Genomic DNA, 19,087 nt, shown 5'->3' on the forward strand with positions numbered 1-19,087 from the left:
TCCTGATACCCAAGGAACCTTAGTGAGCACGTTGCCACCCTGCCCGAAATGCAATTCCGAGTATACCTACGAAGACGGCACCCAACTGGTCTGCCCCGAGTGCGCCCACGAGTGGTCTGCCAGCGGCGAAGCCGAAGTGGCGGCCGATGATGCCGTGAAGAAAGATTCGGTCGGCAACGTCCTGCAGGACGGCGACACCATCACCGTGATCAAGGACCTCAAGGTCAAAGGCACGTCGCTGGTGGTCAAGGTCGGCACCAAGGTCAAGAACATCCGCCTGTGCGACGGCGATCATGACATCGACTGCAAGATCGACGGCATCGGCCCGATGAAGCTCAAATCCGAGTTCGTCAGAAAAGTCTGAGCCTTGCGTCAGCCATCCCGCGCCAGTCGTGGGATGGAGCTTTGCCCTCCCCGCTCCAGCTCAATGAATTCGCGCATGGCCATCAGCCAGCCATTTTGACCTGACACAACCTTTACCCGGAAAAATCCACGATCCGCCAATAGGCACTTGCTATTTAATGAATAAGAATTATTCTCATTGAAACCTTTCAAGGAGATGAGACCCATGACTTATTTGATCGACGCCTGGCTGGATCGCCCACACCCGTACCTCAGAATCCTCCATCGAGAAACCGGCGAAGTCTGTGCGGTGCTTGAAGAAGAAGCCTTGCATGAGCTGCAGGATCAAGGTGATCTGGACGTCAGCAGCCTCAACTCCAGCGAGCCGCTGGTGCTCAAGGAGCTGGTGCGCAATCTGTTCCTGTTCTGCTATGCCCGGGCGTTGCGCCCGACCAATGAGCTGCACAACAAGATCGAAATATGAGCAGCATTAAAAAAACCTGTGGGAGCGAGCTTGCTCGCGAAAGCGATAAATCAGTCAACGAATGAGTCGACTGAAAAACCGCCTTCGCGAGCGAGCTCGCTCCCACATTTTTTAGCCCGCCATCTAGGCAGGCTCGGTATTACAGAACGTCCAGCAGCTCGACGTCGAATACCAGAACGCTGTGCGGCGGGATGCTGCCCACGCCTTGTGCGCCGTAAGCCAGTTCGCTCGGCACGTACAGGCGCCATTTGCTGCCGGCATTCATCAGTTGCAGGGCTTCGGTCCAGCCAGCGATCACGCCGCCAACCGGGAATTCTGCAGGCTGGCCGCGCTCGTAGGAGCTGTCGAACACAGTGCCGTCGATCAGGGTGCCGTGGTAATGCGTACGTACCTGGTCTTCACGGGTCGGCTTGGCGCCTTCGCCCTGAGTCAGCACTTCGAATTGCAGGCCGGAGGCCAGAGTGGTGATGCCGTCACGCTTGGCGTTTTCGGCGAGGAAGGCCAGGCCTTCGCCAGCCGCGGCTTCAGCCTTGGCCGCTGCTTCGGCTTGCATGATCTCGCGGATCACCTTGAAGCTGGCGGACATTTCTTCCTGGCCAACACGGCTTGGCTTGCCGGCGAAAGCGTCGGTCAGACCGGCCAGGATCGCGTCCAGGCTGACACCCGGTGGCGGGTTGTCGCGCAGCTGGTCGCCGAGTTGACGGCCGATACCGTAGCTGACGCGGGTTTCGTCGGTGGACAGATTTACTTCGGACATGACACTGCTCCGCTGTGCGGACGGCCACAGGACTTGCCGTGCGTGCACAGCGCGTCCCGGCGCGCCCGGAACCAAAAGGGCGAGCAGACTAGCACAGATACCCCGGACTTGGGGCCGGGGCTACAGGGCCGAACGCCAGGCGAGCGGCACTTTCAGGCTTTCATCGAGGTCACCGACCAGACCACACATTTCGTCATGGACCGAGGTGTGCACAAGATTGAAGGGCAGTACCGGAAAGGCATGCAGCAGATCCCGCGCGTGCTCCACTGACCGCAGCGTCAGCATGTTGCCCTTGAGATCGCTCAACGGATACGCCGCCCCATGCATCCTCGCTTCCAACAGGTAAATGCCGCCTTCCATGGAGATCAGGTTCAACTCGTCGATCTTCCTGGCAACAGCAAACGCGTTCAACTCTTGCAGGTTCATGGAAGCACCTCACACGTGGCGAATCGCACCGTTACAGGGATAGGCCGGTGCGCTTGAAAGCACAAGCCACAAACGAAACCGCCCGTCTGTTTCGCAACAGACGGGCGGTTTTTTTGCCTTGATCGGCTGATCAGTGCTTGGTGACCTTGTCCAGGTAACCCATGGCAAACGCGGACACCACAAACGTCATGTGAATGATCACGTACCACATCAGATGCTCGGGATCGACGTTCTTGGCATCCATGAAGATGCGCAGCAGGTGGATCGAAGAAATCGCCACGATCGACGCCGCGACTTTCATCTTCAGCGACGACGAGTCCATGGTGCCCAGCCAGCTGAGCTTCTCTTTGCCTTCGTCGATGTCCAGTTGCGAGACGAAGTTCTCGTAACCGGAAATCATCACCATTACCAGCAGACCACCCACCAGCGCCATGTCGATCAGCGACAGCAGCACCAGAATCAGGTCCGATTCGGCCATGGCGAAGACATTGGGCAGGATATGGATGATTTCCTGGAAGAACTTCAATGCCAGCGCCAGCAGACCGAGGGACAGGCCGATGTAGATCGGCGCCAGCAGCCAGCGGGTGGCGTACATTGCATTTTCGATAAAGCGTTCCATTGACTCTCACACAAGGGGCTGGAAATGGCGGCGAGTATAACAGCCCGCTGTGACAGCCAGAAACCGCCGGAAAATCCGCCACCTGCGTGTGTGTGACAAAGTTTTTCTGCTAGTGTCCAAAGCATTGACAGCCCAATGACAGTGGACAGGATGCGTGGAAATGGATGTGCGATCAGCCTTGACGACTGCCGGAATCTGCCTCGCCTTGCTCATCGGCGGTTGCTCGCCCGGCGATGAAAAACAAGTCGCCAACCTTGACGAAAAGACCGCCACCTTCGAACAGTCCCTGGACACGATCAGCGATCCCAAGCTCAAGGACGCCATCACCGAACTCGGCGGTTCGCTGCTGTTGCTCGAACGCGCCCGACTCAAGCTCGACGACATCACCCCGCATACCGAATACGGCGCAGACGCCCTCGCCGTGCTCAAGCACTACCCTACCCCGCAGGCGCTGGTCGATACGTTCATCAACGGCCTGTTCGTGCTGCACAAGGACGCCAGCTCGGATTACCTGACCGATCTGCAACCGGTATTCCCGTTCAACCTGAACATTCCCGGCGGTTTTCTGTTTCCGCACGGCATCGAATGGCATTCGGTGACGCTGAGCAACAAACGGGTGATCGCCTGGCAGCCGGAGTGGTCGGAGACCGACCCCGGCATTCAGCTCAGCCCGTCCAGCTCCAACGTGACCAACCCCGATGACCTGACGGTGACCTACCCGTTCATCGATGGCCTCAACGTCGACAAAAAAAACCTGCCACAACCGGTCAGCCTGCAAGGCCAGGTCGAGGTCATCGCGCCGCGTCGCTTGTACAGTTTCGACCTGACGCAGAAAGACGTCGGCCAAACCCGCAGCAACGACAACCTCAGCGTCAAACTGCTCAGGCTGGAAAAAAACTACGCCGAGGTCGAAGTCAGCAACAGCCTGCCGCTCGCGGCAGAAGTCGCCGAAACCCGGATCAATCCGCTGATCGTCCAGGCCCGCGACGCCAGTGGCCAATACCTGGTGCGCGCCGGTTCGATCAACGAAAGCCCGGAGCAGGTCGAGTTTTACCAGAAGCAACTGACGCAGTTACAGAAGCAGAAGAGCTGGAGCGACACCCTGGAAAAACAGCTCAGCGACGAACAGCAAGCCTTCGAGAAAGAACACCCGCGCCGCTACAACAAGGTGTATTTCCACGGCCCGATCGACACACTGGAAGTCAGTGTGCTCGACTTCTCCTCGGCAACAGTGACGCGCAAATCCCTGGACCTGCCGGTGCGCACCTTCAATCCGCACACCACGGCCAAAGCCGTGCAGGCGCTGGACCTGCCAGTTGTGGTGTATGACGATCTCGCCGCCAACTGGCTCAAAGGCGCGGACCTGACCGAGGAACAATTGAAGGCCGGCGTGCGCATTCATCAATCGGTGGAAGAGCCGAGCGCGGCGCGTATCGAGTTTTCCCACCGCCGCACCTTCAATGACGAATTGCTTGGCGACCAACTCAATCCCGGCGTCAGCCCGGTGACTTTCTTCACGGAAAAGCGCGGCGGCAAACTCGACGAGCCGATCGAACTGCCGCCCGAGGCGTATCAGGTCGATCCGCTGCAAGCGACGATTACATATGATCTGAACCTGTTTCCGGAAACCCCGGCGATTGCCGTGGGTTCGATGCCGTTGTTTCTGGCGACTGTGGTCAAGCAATCCTACGACGCGCAGTCATTGCCCAAAGGCCTGGCGATCAAGGACAACACGCTGGTGGTCGACCTGAAAACCTTCCCGGCCAACGAATGGCGTTTCTTCGTCAAGGACGACAGTGGCCACTACCTCAAGCAGATTCTTTCGGTCAGCCACGACGCCAGTGCAGAAGGCCCGGCGCTACTCGGCGTGCACTATTTTTACGGTCGCCCGACTCGCGTGGAAACCTATCAGCGCACCGACCTCGCCACCGTGCAATACGGTTTTGAGGTCAAGCTCGACAAGGCGCAGGTCGACCAGTCAGCACCTTAACCGTTGAGGCTGCGCCCACGGCCGCCGTTGATCTGCCGCAACTGCGCTTGCAGATGCAGGCTCCAGATCTGCGGATCATCGGCCAGTTCGTAACCATGCAAGGTCAGGCTTTCAACGATGGTGTCGAGAATCGACTCGGCCGCGACCGGGCCGTGAAAAGGGCCTTGGGCTTTGATCGCGGAAGGTTGTTCGCCGGCCATGCCGGCCGCGAAGAGCAGCGTCCACATGCCGTTGTCGCCGGCCAACGGCTTGACGGCGCATTCGATCCGGGTCACCAGACCTAGGCATTGACGGGTGAGACAGAGGTTGCGCGACATGGCGGCGACCCTCGGTAAAGCCGGTATTCAGCCCCCATGGGAGGACTGGCTCGATCCAGTGATACTGTCGATATCCTTGACCTGAGAATAGAAGAAAAGTGTCCCGCGCAAGCCAAATGGAACCAGAAGGCGCCGAATGGTCATTGTGTGAATATTGGCGCCAGACTCGTGACACATTCCCCGAAGATCCCCGCAGAAATCAATCTGGAAAAGCATTGTGGGAGCGAGCCTGCTCGCGAAGACGATGGATCAGCCAACTCATTCGTCGATTGATACAGCGCTTTCGCGAGCAGGCTCGCTCCCACAGGGTCTGGCGTGAACTGATCAGGCCGGTTTGGCTTCGGCGAGAGCCTCCTGCGCCAGCTCCTTCTCGGCCTCTTTCAAGTCCTCTTCGCTGATCATCTCGGCGATATCGCGCAGGCGCTCGACCACTCGGGCATTGATGCTGCCTTCGGGGAATTCGCCATCGGCGTTCGGCTCTCCGGCCGGCTCGCCCACCAGCAGGCTCAGCGCCTCATCGGCCTGACGCACCGCATACACGTGGAACTGGCCGGCGCGCACGGCGGCGAGGACTTTCTCATCGAGCATCAGCGTGGCGACGTTGGCCTGGGGAATGATCGCGCCCTGCTCGCCGGTCAGACCGCGTGCTTCGCAGAGGCGGAAGAAGCCTTCGATCTTCTCGTTGACCCCGCCGACCGCCTGCACTTCGCCAAACTGGTTGATCGAACCGGTGATGGCAAAACATTGCTTGAGCGGGGTTTTCGACAGTGCCGAAATCAGCGTGCACGCCTCGCCCAGCGATGCACTGTCGCCGTCGACGTAACCGTACGACTGCTCGAGCGCAATGCTTGCCGAAATCGCCAGCGGGAATTCCTGGGCGTAACGGCTGCCCAGATAACCGGTGAGGATCATCACGCCTTTGGAGTGAATCGGCTGGCCGAGGTTGACCTCACGTTCGATGTCGACGATACCGCTGCCGCCCGGATAGACCGTGGCGGAAATCCGCGCCGGCACGCCGAACGCCGAATCACCGACCTCCAGCACCGTCAGCCCGTTGCACTTGCCGACTGCTGCACCGTCAGTGTCGATGAGGATGATTCCGGCGAGCATGTCGTCGAGAATCCGCGCCGAGACCCGCCCGGTGCGGGTGGCCTTGGCTTTCAGGGCGCGTTCGATATGGCCGGCGTCGGTCATTTCATCGCCGGCCAGATGGCGAATGAAATCCGCCTCGCTGACCAGTTGGAACAGATCGCCAATGCGCGCCGACAAGCGCCCCTGATGCTCGGCCAGCCGTGCGCTGTAGGTCGCCAATCGTGCCACCGCATCGGCGGTCAACGGCGCCATGCCTTCTTCCGAAGTACGCGTCTTCAGGAGCTGGGCGAACTGCTCGAGGCTTTCGTCGACCATCGGGATGTCTTCGTCGAAGTCGACCAGAACGCGGAACATCTCCTGGAAGTCCGGATCGAGATCCTGCAGCGTGTAATACAGCTGCCGCGCACCAATGATGATGACTTTGACCTGCAGCGGAATGTGCTGCGGATTCAGGGTCATGGTGGCGAAGCGGCCCATCTCGCCCAGCGGCGATTCCATTTTCAGTTTGCGCGATTGCAGGGCGCGTTTGAGCGCATCCCACACGAACGGCTCGCTGAGCATTTTTTCCGCTTCAAGAATCAGGAAACCGCCGTTGGCGCGGTGCAGCGCACCCGGACGCAACTGCCGGTAAGTGGTGTAGAGCGCACCCTGATCGGTGGTGTACTCGATGCGGCCGAACAGGTTTTCGTAGGTCGGATGTGGCTCGAATACCACCGGTGCACCGCCGCTGGCCGGATGCCCGACCACCAGGCTTGGTGCGTATTGTTCTTCCAGCAACTTGCGCGCGACGGCGTCGGTCTTGCTGTCGTCGACCAGTTGCTCGACCACGGTTTTCAGCAGGTAGACCTGCATCGCTTGCAGGTAACCGCAGACCCCGGCGTTCTCCGCGTACTTCTCCGACAGCGGCGCCAGCAACGGCTGCAAGGCCAGGGTGATGGTTTCTTCATTGAGGTGGCGCAGTTGATTGTTCGACTCGCGCTTCCACTGCGGCAGGCTGGCGAGTTCTTCGTTCAGGCGCTCTTCGAGGCCGGAAATGTCATCGTGAAAACGCTCGCGCTCGGCCTCCGGCAACTGCGCGAATTCGGCTTCGTCCAGGGCCTTGCCGTCGAGCATCGGCGTGAAGGCGATATTGCTGCTGTCGCGGTACAGGGCGACGTCTTTTTCCAGGGCCAGCCGCTCGATGATGTCCAGCGCCTTGTCGTAGCGCTGGTTGAAGGCGCGGTCGATGGCGCTTTTTTTCTGCTGATAGGACGGGTGTTCGAAAACTGCCGGAAAAGTCGCCAGCAAGTTGTCGATCAGGCCGTTGATGTCACCGATGAACGAGGCCGCCGTGCCCGATGGCAGCTCCAGTGCACGTGGTTCGCGCGGTTCATCGAAGTTGTTGACGTAGACCCAGTCCGCCGGGGTCTGCAGGCGCTTGCCTTCGGCTTTCAGGTAGCGTTTGACGAACGAGAAACGGCCGGTGCCGGGCTCGCCCATGACGAATACGTTGTAACCGGGGCGTGGCATCGCCACACCGAACTGCAAGGCTTCGACCGCGCGTTCCTGGCCGAGCACACCGCGAAAGGGCTCCAGATCATTGGTGCTAGTGAAGCTGAACTGTTCAGCGGAAAACGGACGAGTCAGCGCTTCGGGCGCAAGACGCAGGCTGGCAGCAACAGGATCAGGCATCGGGCTTCCTTAACAATCAGGCGGGGCAGGTAGCGGCATTCTGGCGCTGCCCGTGCCCCACTGGCAAGGCGCGCCACATGACAAAGCATAGACAAGCGCGCGGCCGGCCGACGCATCCCGATAAATCAGAGGTTTATTCCAAATATTTTGCAAAAAATCACGGAACCGCTGGAACGTGCCTAAACTCCAAACTGCGCGGCTGGAACTAATACCGGCCCACTGACACTTTCGGTTCTGTCCTCGGGCAGAGCGCGAAGGGCCAGAACCCTGTCCATTGGTATGCACATAAAGAGAACAAAGCTATGAAACGGATTCTTCTCGGTACTCTCTTCACCGCTGTATCCATCAACGCAATGGCGCAAGCCCCGGGCGGCCCGGATTGCGGTTGGGGCAACATGCTGTTCGAAGGTCAGCGTGGCACCCCGGCGCACTTCCTTGCTTCCACCACCAACGGCACTTCCGGTAACGCCACGTTCGGTATGACTTCCGGCACCAACGGTTGCTCGACCAACGCATCGCTGACCTACGGCGGCAAATCATGGTTCGCCATGAATGGCATGATGAACGAGCTGTCCGAAGACATGGCCAAAGGCAATGGCGAAGCGCTGACCACTTATGCCGTGGTCCTGGGCGTAGCACCGGAAGATCGTGCGCACTTCGCGCAAGTGACCCACGAGCACTTCCAGCAGATCTTCAGCAAAGCTGACGTGACCGCTGAAGACGTGCATACCAACACCCTGGCAGTACTGAAATCGGACCCACGTCTGGCCAAGTACGCAACTCAGGCTTAAGCTCGACCTCGCCCGCTTCCTTCGGGAAGCGGGTTTTGTTTTTTTTTGGCCCGCCCCTCTTTGGGTCTTTTATTTCTTTCCTGTTCAAGTTGCCGACTATGCTCAAACGCCTTGCCTGGCTGGCGCTCTGTGTCTGCGCCCCGCTGTCCGCCGCGCCTCACATCGATCCTCAACGTTTGCAGCAACTGGCCAACGACCGCTTCTGGATTTCCCTCGGTCATTACGAAACCGCCAAACTCGGCGGCTGGCGCAGCTATGTCAGCGACAAGAAGTTCTTTCTCGCGCCCGACGGCAACGAGCATCCGGACCGCGAACTGGCCGCCACCGTGCAGGCGCTGTACGCCCCGGCCAGCCTCGGCGAGCAACACGCACAATGCGTATACCCCGCGCGCGCACGCTGGCTGAAAGCGCAGCTCAATCTCACCGACCTGCCAGCGCCCGAATGCGCCGAATACAAGCAATGGTTCAAGGACGTCTCGCCGCACAGCGCGGTGATGATCTTCCCGGCGGCGTATCTCAACAGCCCTTCGTCGATGTTCGGCCACACCCTGCTGCGCATCGATCAGGCGGATGTGCAGGCCGACAAGACTTCACTGCTCAGCTACGCGATCAACTTCGGTGCCTACATCGAAGGCTCGGACAACAGCATTCTGTATGCCTGGAAAGGCTTGATGGGCGGCTACCCGGGGCTGTTTGCGCTGGTGCCGTATCAGGAAAAACTCTCGGAATACCGCAGCCTGGAAAACCGCGACCTGTGGGAATACCGCCTCAACCTGACTCAGGAAGAAACCGCACGCATGGTCGAACATGTGTGGGAGCTCAAGCAGATCCAGTTCGACTACTTCTTCTTCGACGAAAACTGCTCGTATCGTTTGCTGGAACTGCTGCAAGTGGCGCGACCGAGCCTGCGCCTGACCGAACAATTCCCGCTGACCGCGATCCCGACCGACACTGTCAAAGCGGTGAAAGAGGCCGGGCTGGTCGAACACATCGAATATCGCCCGTCCCGCGAACGTGAACTGCTCAGCCGCGCGGAGCCGTTGAGCGATGATGAACAGCAATGGGTGCTGAAAGTCAGCGCCGATCAAAAAGTCCTGCAAGAGTCAACGTTCAAAGCCCTGCCGCGCGCACGTCAGGCGTTGATCGTCGACGCCGCCTATCGTCTGGAGCGCTACCGCGCCAACGGTCAGGAGCGCGACCCGCAACGAGCGCAGCGCAGTTTCGAACTGCTGCGGGCGATCAACAAGAACCCGGCGCCGGAGCTGGAAATTCCGCAACCCGGTCTGCCCGAAGATGGCCACGAGTCCCGCACCTGGCAGGCCGGCCTCGGTACGCGAGGCGATCGCGCCTTTGGCGAATATGGCCTGCGCATGGCTTATCACGACCTCAATGACAACGCCGAAAGCTTTCCTCTCGGGGCGCAGATCGAGATCCTGCAACTGAAGCTGCGCCAGTACGAAGGCAATGACTGGCAGTTACAGCAACTGGATCTGGCCACCATTCGTTCGCTGACACCGCGCAACGAGCTGCTGCAACCGCTGTCGTGGCAAGTCACCGGTGGCCTTGAGCGCGTGCCGGGCAAGCATGATGACGAGACGCTGGTCAGCCATGTCAACGGTGGCGGCGGCGGCACGTGGCAGTTGGGCGAAGACGTGCTCGGCTTCGCGCTGGGCACGGTACGCGTGGAACACAACAATGACTTCGCCGAGTTTGTTTCCCCGGCTGGTGGCTTCAATACCGGCGTGCTATGGAAAAACCCGCTGGGCAATCTGAGCCTGGAGGCCAAGGGCGACTACTTCTTCAACGGCGAAGTGCGCCGTAGCCTGAGCCTGAATCAGCAGTGGGAGCTGTCGCGCAACCTCGGTTTGCGCCTGAGCGCGCAACGCGAATTCAGCCAGCTCGCCAGCCCGGAAACAGAAGTCATGCTTGAAGTGAAGTGGTATCACTACTGATCCCGAGCCTGTGTAAATCTCCCTGTGGGAGCGAGCCTGCTCGCGAAAGCGGTGGGTCAGTCAATAGCAGTGTTGCCTGACAAGACGCCTTCGCGAGCAGGCTCGCTCCCACAGGGGCCTTGTGGTGTGCAATGGATTTTTCACAGGCCTTCGACAGCCGCCTCATGAATCCCCTTCTAGACTTTCCTTATGAGCCGAGTATCGGCGCGGGAGAGTGCGATGTGGCGGTGCGTGGGATTGTTGGGCGTTGTATTGGCGCTGGGCGGTTGCCAGACCACCCATGAAGACTTGATCGCCAAAGGCTATCCACCGGCCTTCGCCGACGGTTTCGATGACGGTTGCGTCAGCGGTCGCCAGGCTGCCGGCTCGATCAGCGGCGAGTTTCGCAAGAACGTGCCGCGCTATCTCAAGGACCAGCAATACGCCGACGGCTGGGTCGACGGCTTCCGCCAATGCCAGGCGATGCTGGAAAACAGGGATCGCGAGCAATATCGCAGCGAACATTGGGATGAACGCGAACGTGCCTGGCAGCAGCAGAAGGACCAGGACGTCGGGCGGGCTTATCGCTCGCAATAGGTCGCTTGCAGACATCCGTTGAAACCAAATGCCGGCAACCATGGCCCAAATCCTTTAACAGGAGGACTTCATGAGTCGCGCATTCGTCAACGAAGACAACGCCGCCGCGCAGGCCGATCAGCCGGTCGAACGTCAGGTCAGCACGCAGCCCAACTACGTCACCCCGCAAGGTCTGGCGCAGTTGCAGGCGAAGGTCACCGAGCTGCAAAGCCTGCACGCCGAGCAAACGGCCAAGGGCGAGCAGGCCGACAAGCAACGTCTGGCCGATCTGCAACGGGATCTGCGCTATTTCACTCAACGCCTGAGCAGCGCCCAAGTCGCAGTCGCTGCGACCTCCACCGACAAGGTCCAAATCGGTAGCTGGGTGACTTTTGCCGATGAACACGACACTGAACACCGCGTGCAACTGGTCGGCGAGGATCAGGCCGACGCCAGTCAGGGCCTGATCAACTGGGACTCACCGCTGGGCCGGGCTTTGCTTGGCGCCCGGCTCAACGATGAAGTGCTATGGCAGCGGCCTGCCGGCGACCAACTGATCGAAGTGATCCGCATCGAACCGGCTTAAACCACGCCTTGCGCCAACATCGCATCGGCGACTTTGACGAAGCCGGCAATGTTCGCGCCTTTGACGTAATTGATCTGACCGTTGTCTTCGCCGTAATGCACGCAGGCGTGGTGGATCGATTGCATGATCGCGTGCAGCTTGCTGTCCACCTCGCCCGCCGTCCACAGCAGGCGCATGGCGTTCTGCGACATTTCCAGACCGCTGACGGCAACACCGCCCGCATTCGACGCCTTGCCCGGTGCGAACAGAATACCGGCCTCGATAAAGATATCCACAGCCTCCAGCGTGGTCGGCATGTTCGCGCCTTCAGCCACACAGACGCAGCCATTGCGCAGCAGCGTGCGCGCGGCCTCGGCATCAAGTTCGTTCTGTGTCGCGCAGGGCAGCGCGATATCGCACGGCAGCGACCACGGATGTTGGCCGGCGCGGAATTCCAGACCATGGGCGTTCGCCAGTTCGCTGATGCGCCCGCGTTTGATGTTCTTCAGCTCCAGCAGCGCCAGCCACTGTGCTTCGCTCAAGCCTGCCTCGCAGTACAGCGTGCCTTCGGAGTCGGACAGGGAAATCACTTTGCCGCCCAGGTCCATCACTTTGCGCGCCGCGTACTGAGCAACGTTGCCGGAACCGGAAATCGCCACGCGCTTGCCTTCCACGCCCTGCCCGCGGCGCTTGAGCATCTCCTCGGCGAAGTACACGCAGCCGAAACCGGTGGCTTCCGGGCGAATCAGGCTGCCGCCGTAGGTCATGCCCTTGCCGGTGAGGACGCTGGTGAACTGGTTGCTCAGGCGCTTGTACTGGCCAAAGAGGAAACCGATCTCCCGCGCACCGACACCGATATCACCGGCCGGCACGTCAACGTCGGCGCCGATGTGGCGGTACAACTCGCTCATGAACGCTTGGCAGAAACGCATGACCTCGGCGTCGCTCTTGCCCTTCGGATCGAAGTCGGAACCGCCCTTGCCGCCGCCCATGGGCAGGGAGGTCAGCGAGTTCTTGAAGGTCTGCTCGAAGGCGAGGAATTTCAGCACGCCGAGGTTCACCGATGGATGGAAGCGCAGGCCGCCCTTGTAAGGGCCGATGGCGCTGTTCATCTGGATACGGAAGCCGCGATTGACCTGGACCTTGCCCTGATCGTCGACCCACGACACGCGAAACACCACCGCGCGCTCGGGCTCGCAGATGCGCTCGAGAATGCCTGAAGTCAGGTAATGCGGATTGGCTTCAAGGAACGGCCACAGACTGCGCAGGACTTCTTCGACAGCCTGGTGGAATTCAGGTTGATCCGGGTCGCGTTTTTTCAGGCGCGCAAGGAAGGATTCGACGGATTCGATCATGGGCAAAGTCTCGGCAAATTTATTGTCGTTGGAGGAGATTGGGCCGGACTGTAACAAACGAATTGCGCACAGGAACAGAGCAAAATGTCGCAGTTATGAAATTAAATGGTGTACAGGATATAAATCCGAGGGGTATTTGATCCGTTTTTGCACCTGAGTGGGGAGCACAGATCCAAGACTTGCACCAACAGTTACACCGTATTCGCGAGCAGGCTCGCTCCCACATTTGGAATGCGTTACCCCTGTGGGAGCGAGCCTGCTCGCGAAAGCCGCAACTCGGTTTATCAGGAAAAACCCAGGGCAAAAAAAACGGAGCCCGAAGGCTCCGCTCTTGTGCAACCAACCCGAATCAGGCCAGTTTCTTGTGACGTACCCGGTGAGGCTGGGCCGCTGCTTCGCCGAGGCGTTTTTTGCGGTCGGCTTCGTACTCGGTGTAGTTGCCTTCGAAGAACACCGCTTGCGAGTCGTCTTCATACGCCAGGATGTGCGTGGCGACACGGTCAAGGAACCACCGATCGTGGGAGATCACAATGGCGGCGCCCGGGAAGTCCAGCAGGGCTTCTTCCAGCGAACGCAGGGTTTCCACGTCGAGGTCGTTGGACGGTTCGTCGAGCAGCAGGACGTTGCCGCCCTCCTTCAGGGTCAGCGCCAGGTGCAGACGACCGCGCTCACCGCCGGACAGATCCTTGACGAACTTCTGCTGATCGCCGCCCTTGAAGTTGAAGCGGCCGACGTAAGTGCGCGACGGGATCTCGTAGTTGCCGATGCGGATCTGGTCGGAACCGTCGGAAATCTGCTGGAACACGGTCTTGCTGCCGTCGAGGTCTTCGCGGCTCTGGTCGACGCAGGCCAATTGCACGGTTTCGCCGATTTCGATGCTGCCCGAATCCGGGGTTTCCTTGCCCATCAGCATGCGGAACAGCGTCGACTTACCGGCACCGTTACCACCGATCACGCCGACAATGGCGCCTTTCGGCATGGAGAACGACAGGTTGTCGATCAGCACGCGATCGCCGTAGCCCTTGGTGACGTTCTTGAACTCGATGACCTTGTCGCCCAGGCGTGGACCGGCCGGGATGTAGATCTCGTTGGTCTCGCTGCGCTTCTGGAATTCCTGCGATTGCATTTCTTCGAAGCGTTGCAGGCGTGCCTTGGATTTCGACTGGCGGGCCTTGGCGCCTTTGCGCACCCACTCCAGTTCTTCTTTCATGGCTTTTTCGTGAGCCGACTGCTGCTTTGATTCCTGGGCCAGACGATCGGACTTGGCTTCGAGCCAGCCCGAATAGTTGCCCTCGTAAGGAATGCCCGCGCCGCGGTCGAGTTCCAGAATCCAGCCGGCGACGTTGTCGAGGAAGTAACGGTCGTGCGTGATCGCGACCACGGTGCCCGGGAAGTCGTGGAGGAAATGCTCCAGCCACGCCACCGAATCGGCATCCAGGTGGTTGGTCGGTTCGTCGAGCAGCAGCATGTCCGGCGCGGACAGCAGCAGACGGCACAGGGCGACACGGCGCTTTTCACCACCGGACAGGTGTTCGACTTTCGCGTCCCAGGCCGGCAGACGCAGTGCATCGGCAGCAACTTCCAGCTGGCGCTCGAGGTTGTGGCCGTCGCTGGCCTGCAGGATCGCTTCGAGCTTGGCCTGTTCAGCAGCAAGCTTGTCGAAGTCGGCATCCGGGTCGGCGTAGGCCGCGTAGACCTCGTCCAGACGCGCTTGCGCATCCTTGATCACGCTGACCGCTTCCTCGACCACTTCACGTACGGTCTTGGCAGGGTCGAGCTGCGGCTCTTGCGGCAGGTAACCGATGTTCAGGTCCGGCATCGGACGGGCTTCGCCTTCGAACTCGGTGTCGACGCCAGCCATGATTTTCAGCAGCGTGGATTTACCCGAACCGTTGAGGCCGAGCACGCCGATCTTGGCGCCGGGGAAGAAGGACAGCGAAATGTTCTTGAGGATTTCCCGCTTCGGCGGAACAACTTTGCCCAGCCGATGCATGGTGAAGACGTATTGAGCCATGGAGAACCTTGGGTCAGTGACAGATGAATGATTGGAGCGCAGGCGATGCCTGGCCAGACTGTGCGCGTCGTTCACTTGATCGCAATCAATGCGTGCGCGCTGGAAAAAGTCTGATTGTAGGGGCTGGAACGCCCCCGGTCTAACCGGCAAAGCTACCTTAATGCCGGAAGGCAGTCCAGCCGAGAGGGGCTGGCACTTCGCCACAACTCAAGGCATGCTAGCCGCCCTTCGGGCGTCCGGCTTATAGTGCACGTCGCGCCAGTCCAGCCAAATCGCAGGATCACAGCTTGACCAATGTCACTCCGCCAGCCTCTGTGAGCAGCACCCCACCGGCGCCCGGCTCGCCCCTGCGCGGGACATTGAAGGGTGCGCTGGCCACCCTCGTGCTGTTATTGCTCGCGTTGCTGTTCTGGCAACTGCTCGATCAATTGCGTGAAACCCAGAAGAATCAGCGCCAGTACACCATCGACTACACCGCCGACCTCGCCGCCCAGGTCAGCCTGAACATGGCGCTGAATGCGCAAATCGCCCTCAATCTGCTACCGATCGTCGAACAACCGCAAACCGCCGACGAACAGCAGATACTCCTGCGCAAGTTGCAGCGTTCGCTGCCGGATCTGCGCAGCATGGCCCTGCTTTCTCCCTCCGGCCGCATCATCAGCGACAGCGCCACCGACAGTTCCGACGCCGATTACCTGACCGAACTGGTGCGTCGCAGTCGCGCTCAGGCGCATTATTTCAGCAATGCCGATGACGGCTCGGTGGTGCACCTGCTGTTGCATCAGGCCAGCGGCAGCAGTCGCGGTTACTGGGCCTTGCGCCTGACGCCAACCTTCTTCGACTCGCTGACCAAACAGGACGCCACCGCCCTGCGCCCGTTGTGGCTGGTGGAAAACCGCCTCAATCACCAGATCATCAGCCGCGAAGCGGGGCTGCCCTCGGCCAAGGCTGGCGGGCTGACGCCTGACGATGTCGCCAACACCGTGCTGACCGTGCCGCTGAGCAGCAGCGACTGGCAACTGCGCGGGCTGTTCGACCGCCAGCGCGTACTGGAAGAATTGCTGCCGGCGTTCATCGGCAAATGCCTGCTCGGCCTGGCGTTCTCGATGTTGCCGGTGATCGCCCTGTTGAACATGCGTCGGCGCCAGCGCCAGGTGCATGAAGGCCGGCGGCGTTATCAGGATATTTTCGAAGGCACCGGCGTGGCCTTGTGCGTGCTTGACCTGTCCGGCCTCAAGCAGATGTTCGACAAGGCGCAGATCCAGACCAGCGACCAGCTCAAGGCCTGGCTCGACCAACCGCAGCAGCGCCAGCAGTTGCTCGCGGAAATGCGCGTCACCGAAGTCAATCAGGTCGCCCTGCAACTGCTCGATGTGCACTCCTGCGACGATGCCTGGCAACTGCTGATCGACGGCCAGCGCCATCCGCAGTGCGCGATCGGTCAGCAGATCCTCGACGCCGTGCTGCAGCAGCAGAAGCAGCTGGAACTGGAAATCAAACTGCCCAACAGCAATGGCCGCGACCAGCACCTGTGGATGGTCCTGCGCTTGCCGAGCGAGCAGCACGACTATAAAGCGGTGATCCTCAGCATCAACGACATCACCAGCCGCAAGCTGATCGAACTGTCGTTGCTGGAGCGCGAAGGTTTCTGGTCGGACGTGGTGCGCACCGTGCCGGATCATCTGTATGTGCAGGACGTGATCAGCCAGCGGATGATTTTCAGCAACCACCACCTCGGCCAGACCCTGGGCTACAACCGCACTGAACTGCATCAGATGGGCGAATACTTCTGGGAAATCCTTCTGCATCCGGAAGACGCCGATTATTACCATCGTTCCCGGCAGTTGCAGCGTCACGCCGGTTACAGCCAGTTGTTGCAATGCCAATTGCGCTTCCGCCATCGCGACGGCAAGTGGCGGCGCTTTGACATTCGTGAACAGGCACTGGCGCGGGACAAGCACGATCAGGTCACGCGGATCATCGGCGTCGCCAAGGACATCACCGAACAGATCGAGGCCAGCGAATCGCTGCGTGACAGCGAGCAGCGCTACCGCATGCTCGCCGAGAGCATCAGCGACGTGATTTTCTCCACCGACAGCAAGCTCTCGCTGAACTACGTCAGCCCGTCGGTGCAGGCCGTGCTTGGCTACAACGCCGAATGGATCTTCCAGAACGGCTGGCAATCGATCATCGCCAATCCCGGGCAACTGAACGGCATTCATGTGCTGATGGACCGCGTCAGCAAGGCGCTGGACAAGCCCGAGCAACTGGCATTGCTGCGCAGTCAGGTGCAAACGCAACTGTTCCTCTTCGATTGCCTGCGTGCCGATGGCCGCAAGATTCCGATCGAACTGCGCCTGGTGCTGGTGTGGGACGAACACGGCGCGTTCGAAGGCGTGCTCGGCGTTGGCCGCGATATCAGCCAGCAGCGCCGTGCCGAAAAAGATTTGCGCATGGCCGCCACGGTATTCGAGCACTCTACCTCGGCGATCCTGATCACCGACCCGGCCGGTTATATCGTTCAGGCCAACGAAGCGTTCAGCCGGGTCAGCGGCTACAGCGTCGGCGAAGTGCTCGACCAGTTGCCGAACATGCTCACCGTCGACGAGCAGCAGGACGCACACTTGCGCTACGTGCTCAAGCAGTTGCACGAGCACAGCACCTGGGAAGGCGAAGTATGGATGAAGCGCCGTAACGGCGAGCATTACCCGGCGTGGGTCGGCATCACTGCCGTGCTCGACGACGAGGGCGATCTGGCCAGCTACGTGTGTTTCTTCAGCGACATCAGCGAGCGCAAGGCCAGCGAGCAGCGCATTCACCGCCTCGCCTATTACGACGCCCTCACCCACCTGCCCAACCGCACGCTGTTCCAGGATCGTCTGCACACCGCGCTGCAAGCGGCCGAACGGCAGAAGTCGTGGGTGGTGCTGATGTTCCTCGACCTCGACCGTTTCAAACCGATCAACGACTCCTTGGGCCACGCCGCCGGCGACCGCATGCTCAAGGACATGGCCACGCGCCTGCTGGCCTGCGTCGATGACGATGACACCGTGGCGCGCATGGGCGGCGACGAATTCACCTTGCTGCTGCAGCATCGCTCCAACCGCGAACTGGCGCTGAACCGGGCAATTCATGTCGCTGAGCAGATTCTCGCCAGCCTGGTGCGGCCGTTCGTGCTCGAGGGCCGCGAGTTCTTCGTCACCGCCAGTATCGGCATCGCCCTGAGTCCGCAGGACGGCAACGAACTCAGCCAGTTGATGAAGAACGCCGACACGGCGATGTACCACGCCAAGGAACGCGGCAAGAACAACTTCCAGTTCTATCAGGCCGACATGAACGCCAGTGCGCTGGAGCGTCTGGAACTGGAAAGCGATCTGCGCCATGCGCTGGAGCAGAACGAATTCGTCCTGTATTACCAGCCGCAGTTCAGTGGCGACGGCAAGCGCCTGACCGGCGCCGAAGCGCTGCTGCGCTGGCGCCATCCGCGTCGTGGGCTGGTGCCGCCGGGTGATTTCATTCCGGTGCTGGAAGAGCTCGGCCTGGTGGTGGACGTTGGCGACTGGGTCATCAGCGAGGCCTGTCGACAGCTGAAAACCTGGCACCAGCAACGGGTGCGGGTGCCGAAGGTCTCGGTGAATATTTCCGCACGGCAGTTCTCCGATGGCCAGTTGGGCACGCGAATCGCGACGATCCTGCGCGAAACCGGCCTGCCGCCGGCGTGTCTGGAGCTGGAACTGACCGAAAGCATCCTGATGCGCGAAGTCAGCGAGGCGATGCAGATTCTTGCCGGGCTGAAGAACCTCGGCCTGAGCATCGCAGTCGATGACTTCGGCACCGGTTATTCATCGCTCAACTACCTCAAGCAATTCCCGATCGACGTGCTGAAGATCGACCGTACTTTCGTCGACGGCCTGCCGTCCGGCGAACAGGACGCGCAGATCGCCCGGGCGATCATCGCCATGGCCCACAGCCTGAACCTGGCGGTGATCGCCGAGGGCGTGGAAACCCACGAGCAACTGGACTTCCTGCGTGAGCATGGTTGCGATGAGGTGCAGGGCTATCTGTTCGGCCGGCCGATGCCGGCGGGACGGTTTGAAGCGCAGTTCTGTAACGATGCGCTGTTCATGTTCGACTGAACATCTGCGGCGCGCCCTTCG

At 60.4% G+C, this 19,087-nt stretch carries 15 protein-coding genes; 8 read left to right on the plus strand and 7 right to left on the minus strand.

Annotated elements, in window-relative coordinates; translation table 11 throughout:
• Positions 1 to 22 precede the first annotated feature (22 nt).
• Entirely contained in the window at positions 23 to 364 is a 342-nt protein-coding gene (locus tag AC0Z5Z_RS14655; RefSeq protein ID WP_016773119.1) for a zinc ribbon domain-containing protein YjdM, read from the plus strand.
• 204 nt (positions 365 to 568) lie between these two features.
• Positions 569 to 826, plus strand: a complete 258-nt coding sequence (locus AC0Z5Z_RS14660; protein ID WP_016773118.1) for a PA4570 family protein — start codon at positions 569 to 571, stop codon at positions 824 to 826.
• Positions 827 to 965: 139 nt separating this feature from the next.
• Here AC0Z5Z_RS14660 and bamJ read toward each other — a convergent pair whose 3' ends face one another.
• From bamJ to AC0Z5Z_RS14675, 3 genes are all read right to left on the minus strand, one after another.
• Complete coding sequence (gene bamJ / locus AC0Z5Z_RS14665; protein ID WP_039761705.1) at positions 966 to 1,583, minus strand: BamJ family beta-barrel-assembly machinery protein; 618 nt, start codon at positions 1,581 to 1,583, stop codon at positions 966 to 968.
• Between the two features lie 120 nt (positions 1,584 to 1,703).
• Positions 1,704 to 2,009 (minus strand): DUF6482 family protein, encoded by a 306-nt coding sequence (locus tag AC0Z5Z_RS14670; RefSeq protein WP_252878921.1) that lies wholly within the window; start codon positions 2,007 to 2,009, stop codon positions 1,704 to 1,706.
• A 130-nt stretch (positions 2,010 to 2,139) separates the two neighbouring features.
• Positions 2,140 to 2,628 carry a TIGR00645 family protein gene (locus AC0Z5Z_RS14675; protein WP_016773116.1) on the minus strand — a complete coding sequence of 163 codons (489 nt, stop codon included), beginning with the start codon at positions 2,626 to 2,628 and terminating at the stop codon, positions 2,140 to 2,142.
• 160 nt (positions 2,629 to 2,788) lie between these two features.
• On the opposite strand from AC0Z5Z_RS14675, the gene AC0Z5Z_RS14680 reads away from it, so the two are divergent.
• Positions 2,789 to 4,618, plus strand: a complete 1,830-nt coding sequence (locus AC0Z5Z_RS14680) for a hypothetical protein (RefSeq protein ID WP_485611245.1) — start codon at positions 2,789 to 2,791, stop codon at positions 4,616 to 4,618.
• Here the strand turns inward: AC0Z5Z_RS14680 and AC0Z5Z_RS14685 are convergent.
• Positions 4,615 to 4,935, minus strand: coding sequence for a PA4575 family protein (locus AC0Z5Z_RS14685; protein WP_016773114.1), 321 nt, complete (start codon positions 4,933 to 4,935; stop codon positions 4,615 to 4,617). The genes AC0Z5Z_RS14680 and AC0Z5Z_RS14685 overlap by 4 nt on opposite strands.
• Before the next feature lie 324 nt (positions 4,936 to 5,259).
• Entirely contained in the window at positions 5,260 to 7,698 is a 2,439-nt protein-coding gene (locus AC0Z5Z_RS14690; protein ID WP_016773113.1) for a Lon protease family protein, read from the minus strand.
• A gap of 302 nt (positions 7,699 to 8,000) precedes the next feature.
• On the opposite strand from AC0Z5Z_RS14690, the gene AC0Z5Z_RS14695 reads away from it, so the two are divergent.
• The 4 genes from AC0Z5Z_RS14695 (at position 8,001) to AC0Z5Z_RS14710 (ending at position 11,582) form a co-directional block, all read left to right on the plus strand.
• Positions 8,001 to 8,489, plus strand: coding sequence for a DUF3015 domain-containing protein (locus AC0Z5Z_RS14695; RefSeq protein ID WP_016773112.1), 489 nt, complete (start codon positions 8,001 to 8,003; stop codon positions 8,487 to 8,489).
• Between the two features lie 98 nt (positions 8,490 to 8,587).
• A complete protein-coding gene (locus AC0Z5Z_RS14700; RefSeq protein WP_485611246.1) occupies positions 8,588 to 10,441 on the plus strand; it encodes an Lnb N-terminal periplasmic domain-containing protein in 1,854 nt (617 codons plus the stop codon).
• Positions 10,442 to 10,660: 219 nt separating this feature from the next.
• Positions 10,661 to 11,017 (plus strand): hypothetical protein, encoded by a 357-nt coding sequence (locus tag AC0Z5Z_RS14705; protein WP_252878923.1) that lies wholly within the window; start codon positions 10,661 to 10,663, stop codon positions 11,015 to 11,017.
• A gap of 70 nt (positions 11,018 to 11,087) precedes the next feature.
• Positions 11,088 to 11,582, plus strand: a complete 495-nt coding sequence (locus AC0Z5Z_RS14710) for a GreA/GreB family elongation factor (RefSeq protein ID WP_056790514.1) — start codon at positions 11,088 to 11,090, stop codon at positions 11,580 to 11,582.
• Here AC0Z5Z_RS14710 and gdhA read toward each other — a convergent pair.
• Positions 11,579 to 12,916 carry an NADP-specific glutamate dehydrogenase gene (gene gdhA, locus AC0Z5Z_RS14715; protein WP_236168705.1) on the minus strand — a complete coding sequence of 446 codons (1,338 nt, stop codon included), beginning with the start codon at positions 12,914 to 12,916 and terminating at the stop codon, positions 11,579 to 11,581. The two genes, AC0Z5Z_RS14710 and gdhA, sit on opposite strands and share 4 nt — an antisense overlap.
• 349 nt (positions 12,917 to 13,265) lie before the next feature.
• A complete protein-coding gene (gene ettA, locus AC0Z5Z_RS14720) occupies positions 13,266 to 14,930 on the minus strand; it encodes an energy-dependent translational throttle protein EttA (protein WP_016773108.1) in 1,665 nt (554 codons plus the stop codon).
• A 287-nt stretch (positions 14,931 to 15,217) separates the two neighbouring features.
• Between ettA and morA the strand changes: the two genes are divergently transcribed.
• Positions 15,218 to 19,066: a cyclic di-GMP receptor MorA gene (gene morA, locus AC0Z5Z_RS14725; protein ID WP_150742263.1), complete on the plus strand. Its 3,849-nt coding sequence runs from the start codon at positions 15,218 to 15,220 to the stop codon at positions 19,064 to 19,066.
• Positions 19,067 to 19,087: the final 21 nt, after the last annotated feature.

The organism is Pseudomonas sp. 1L-E-NC-VB-C3, from assembly GCF_057291535.1.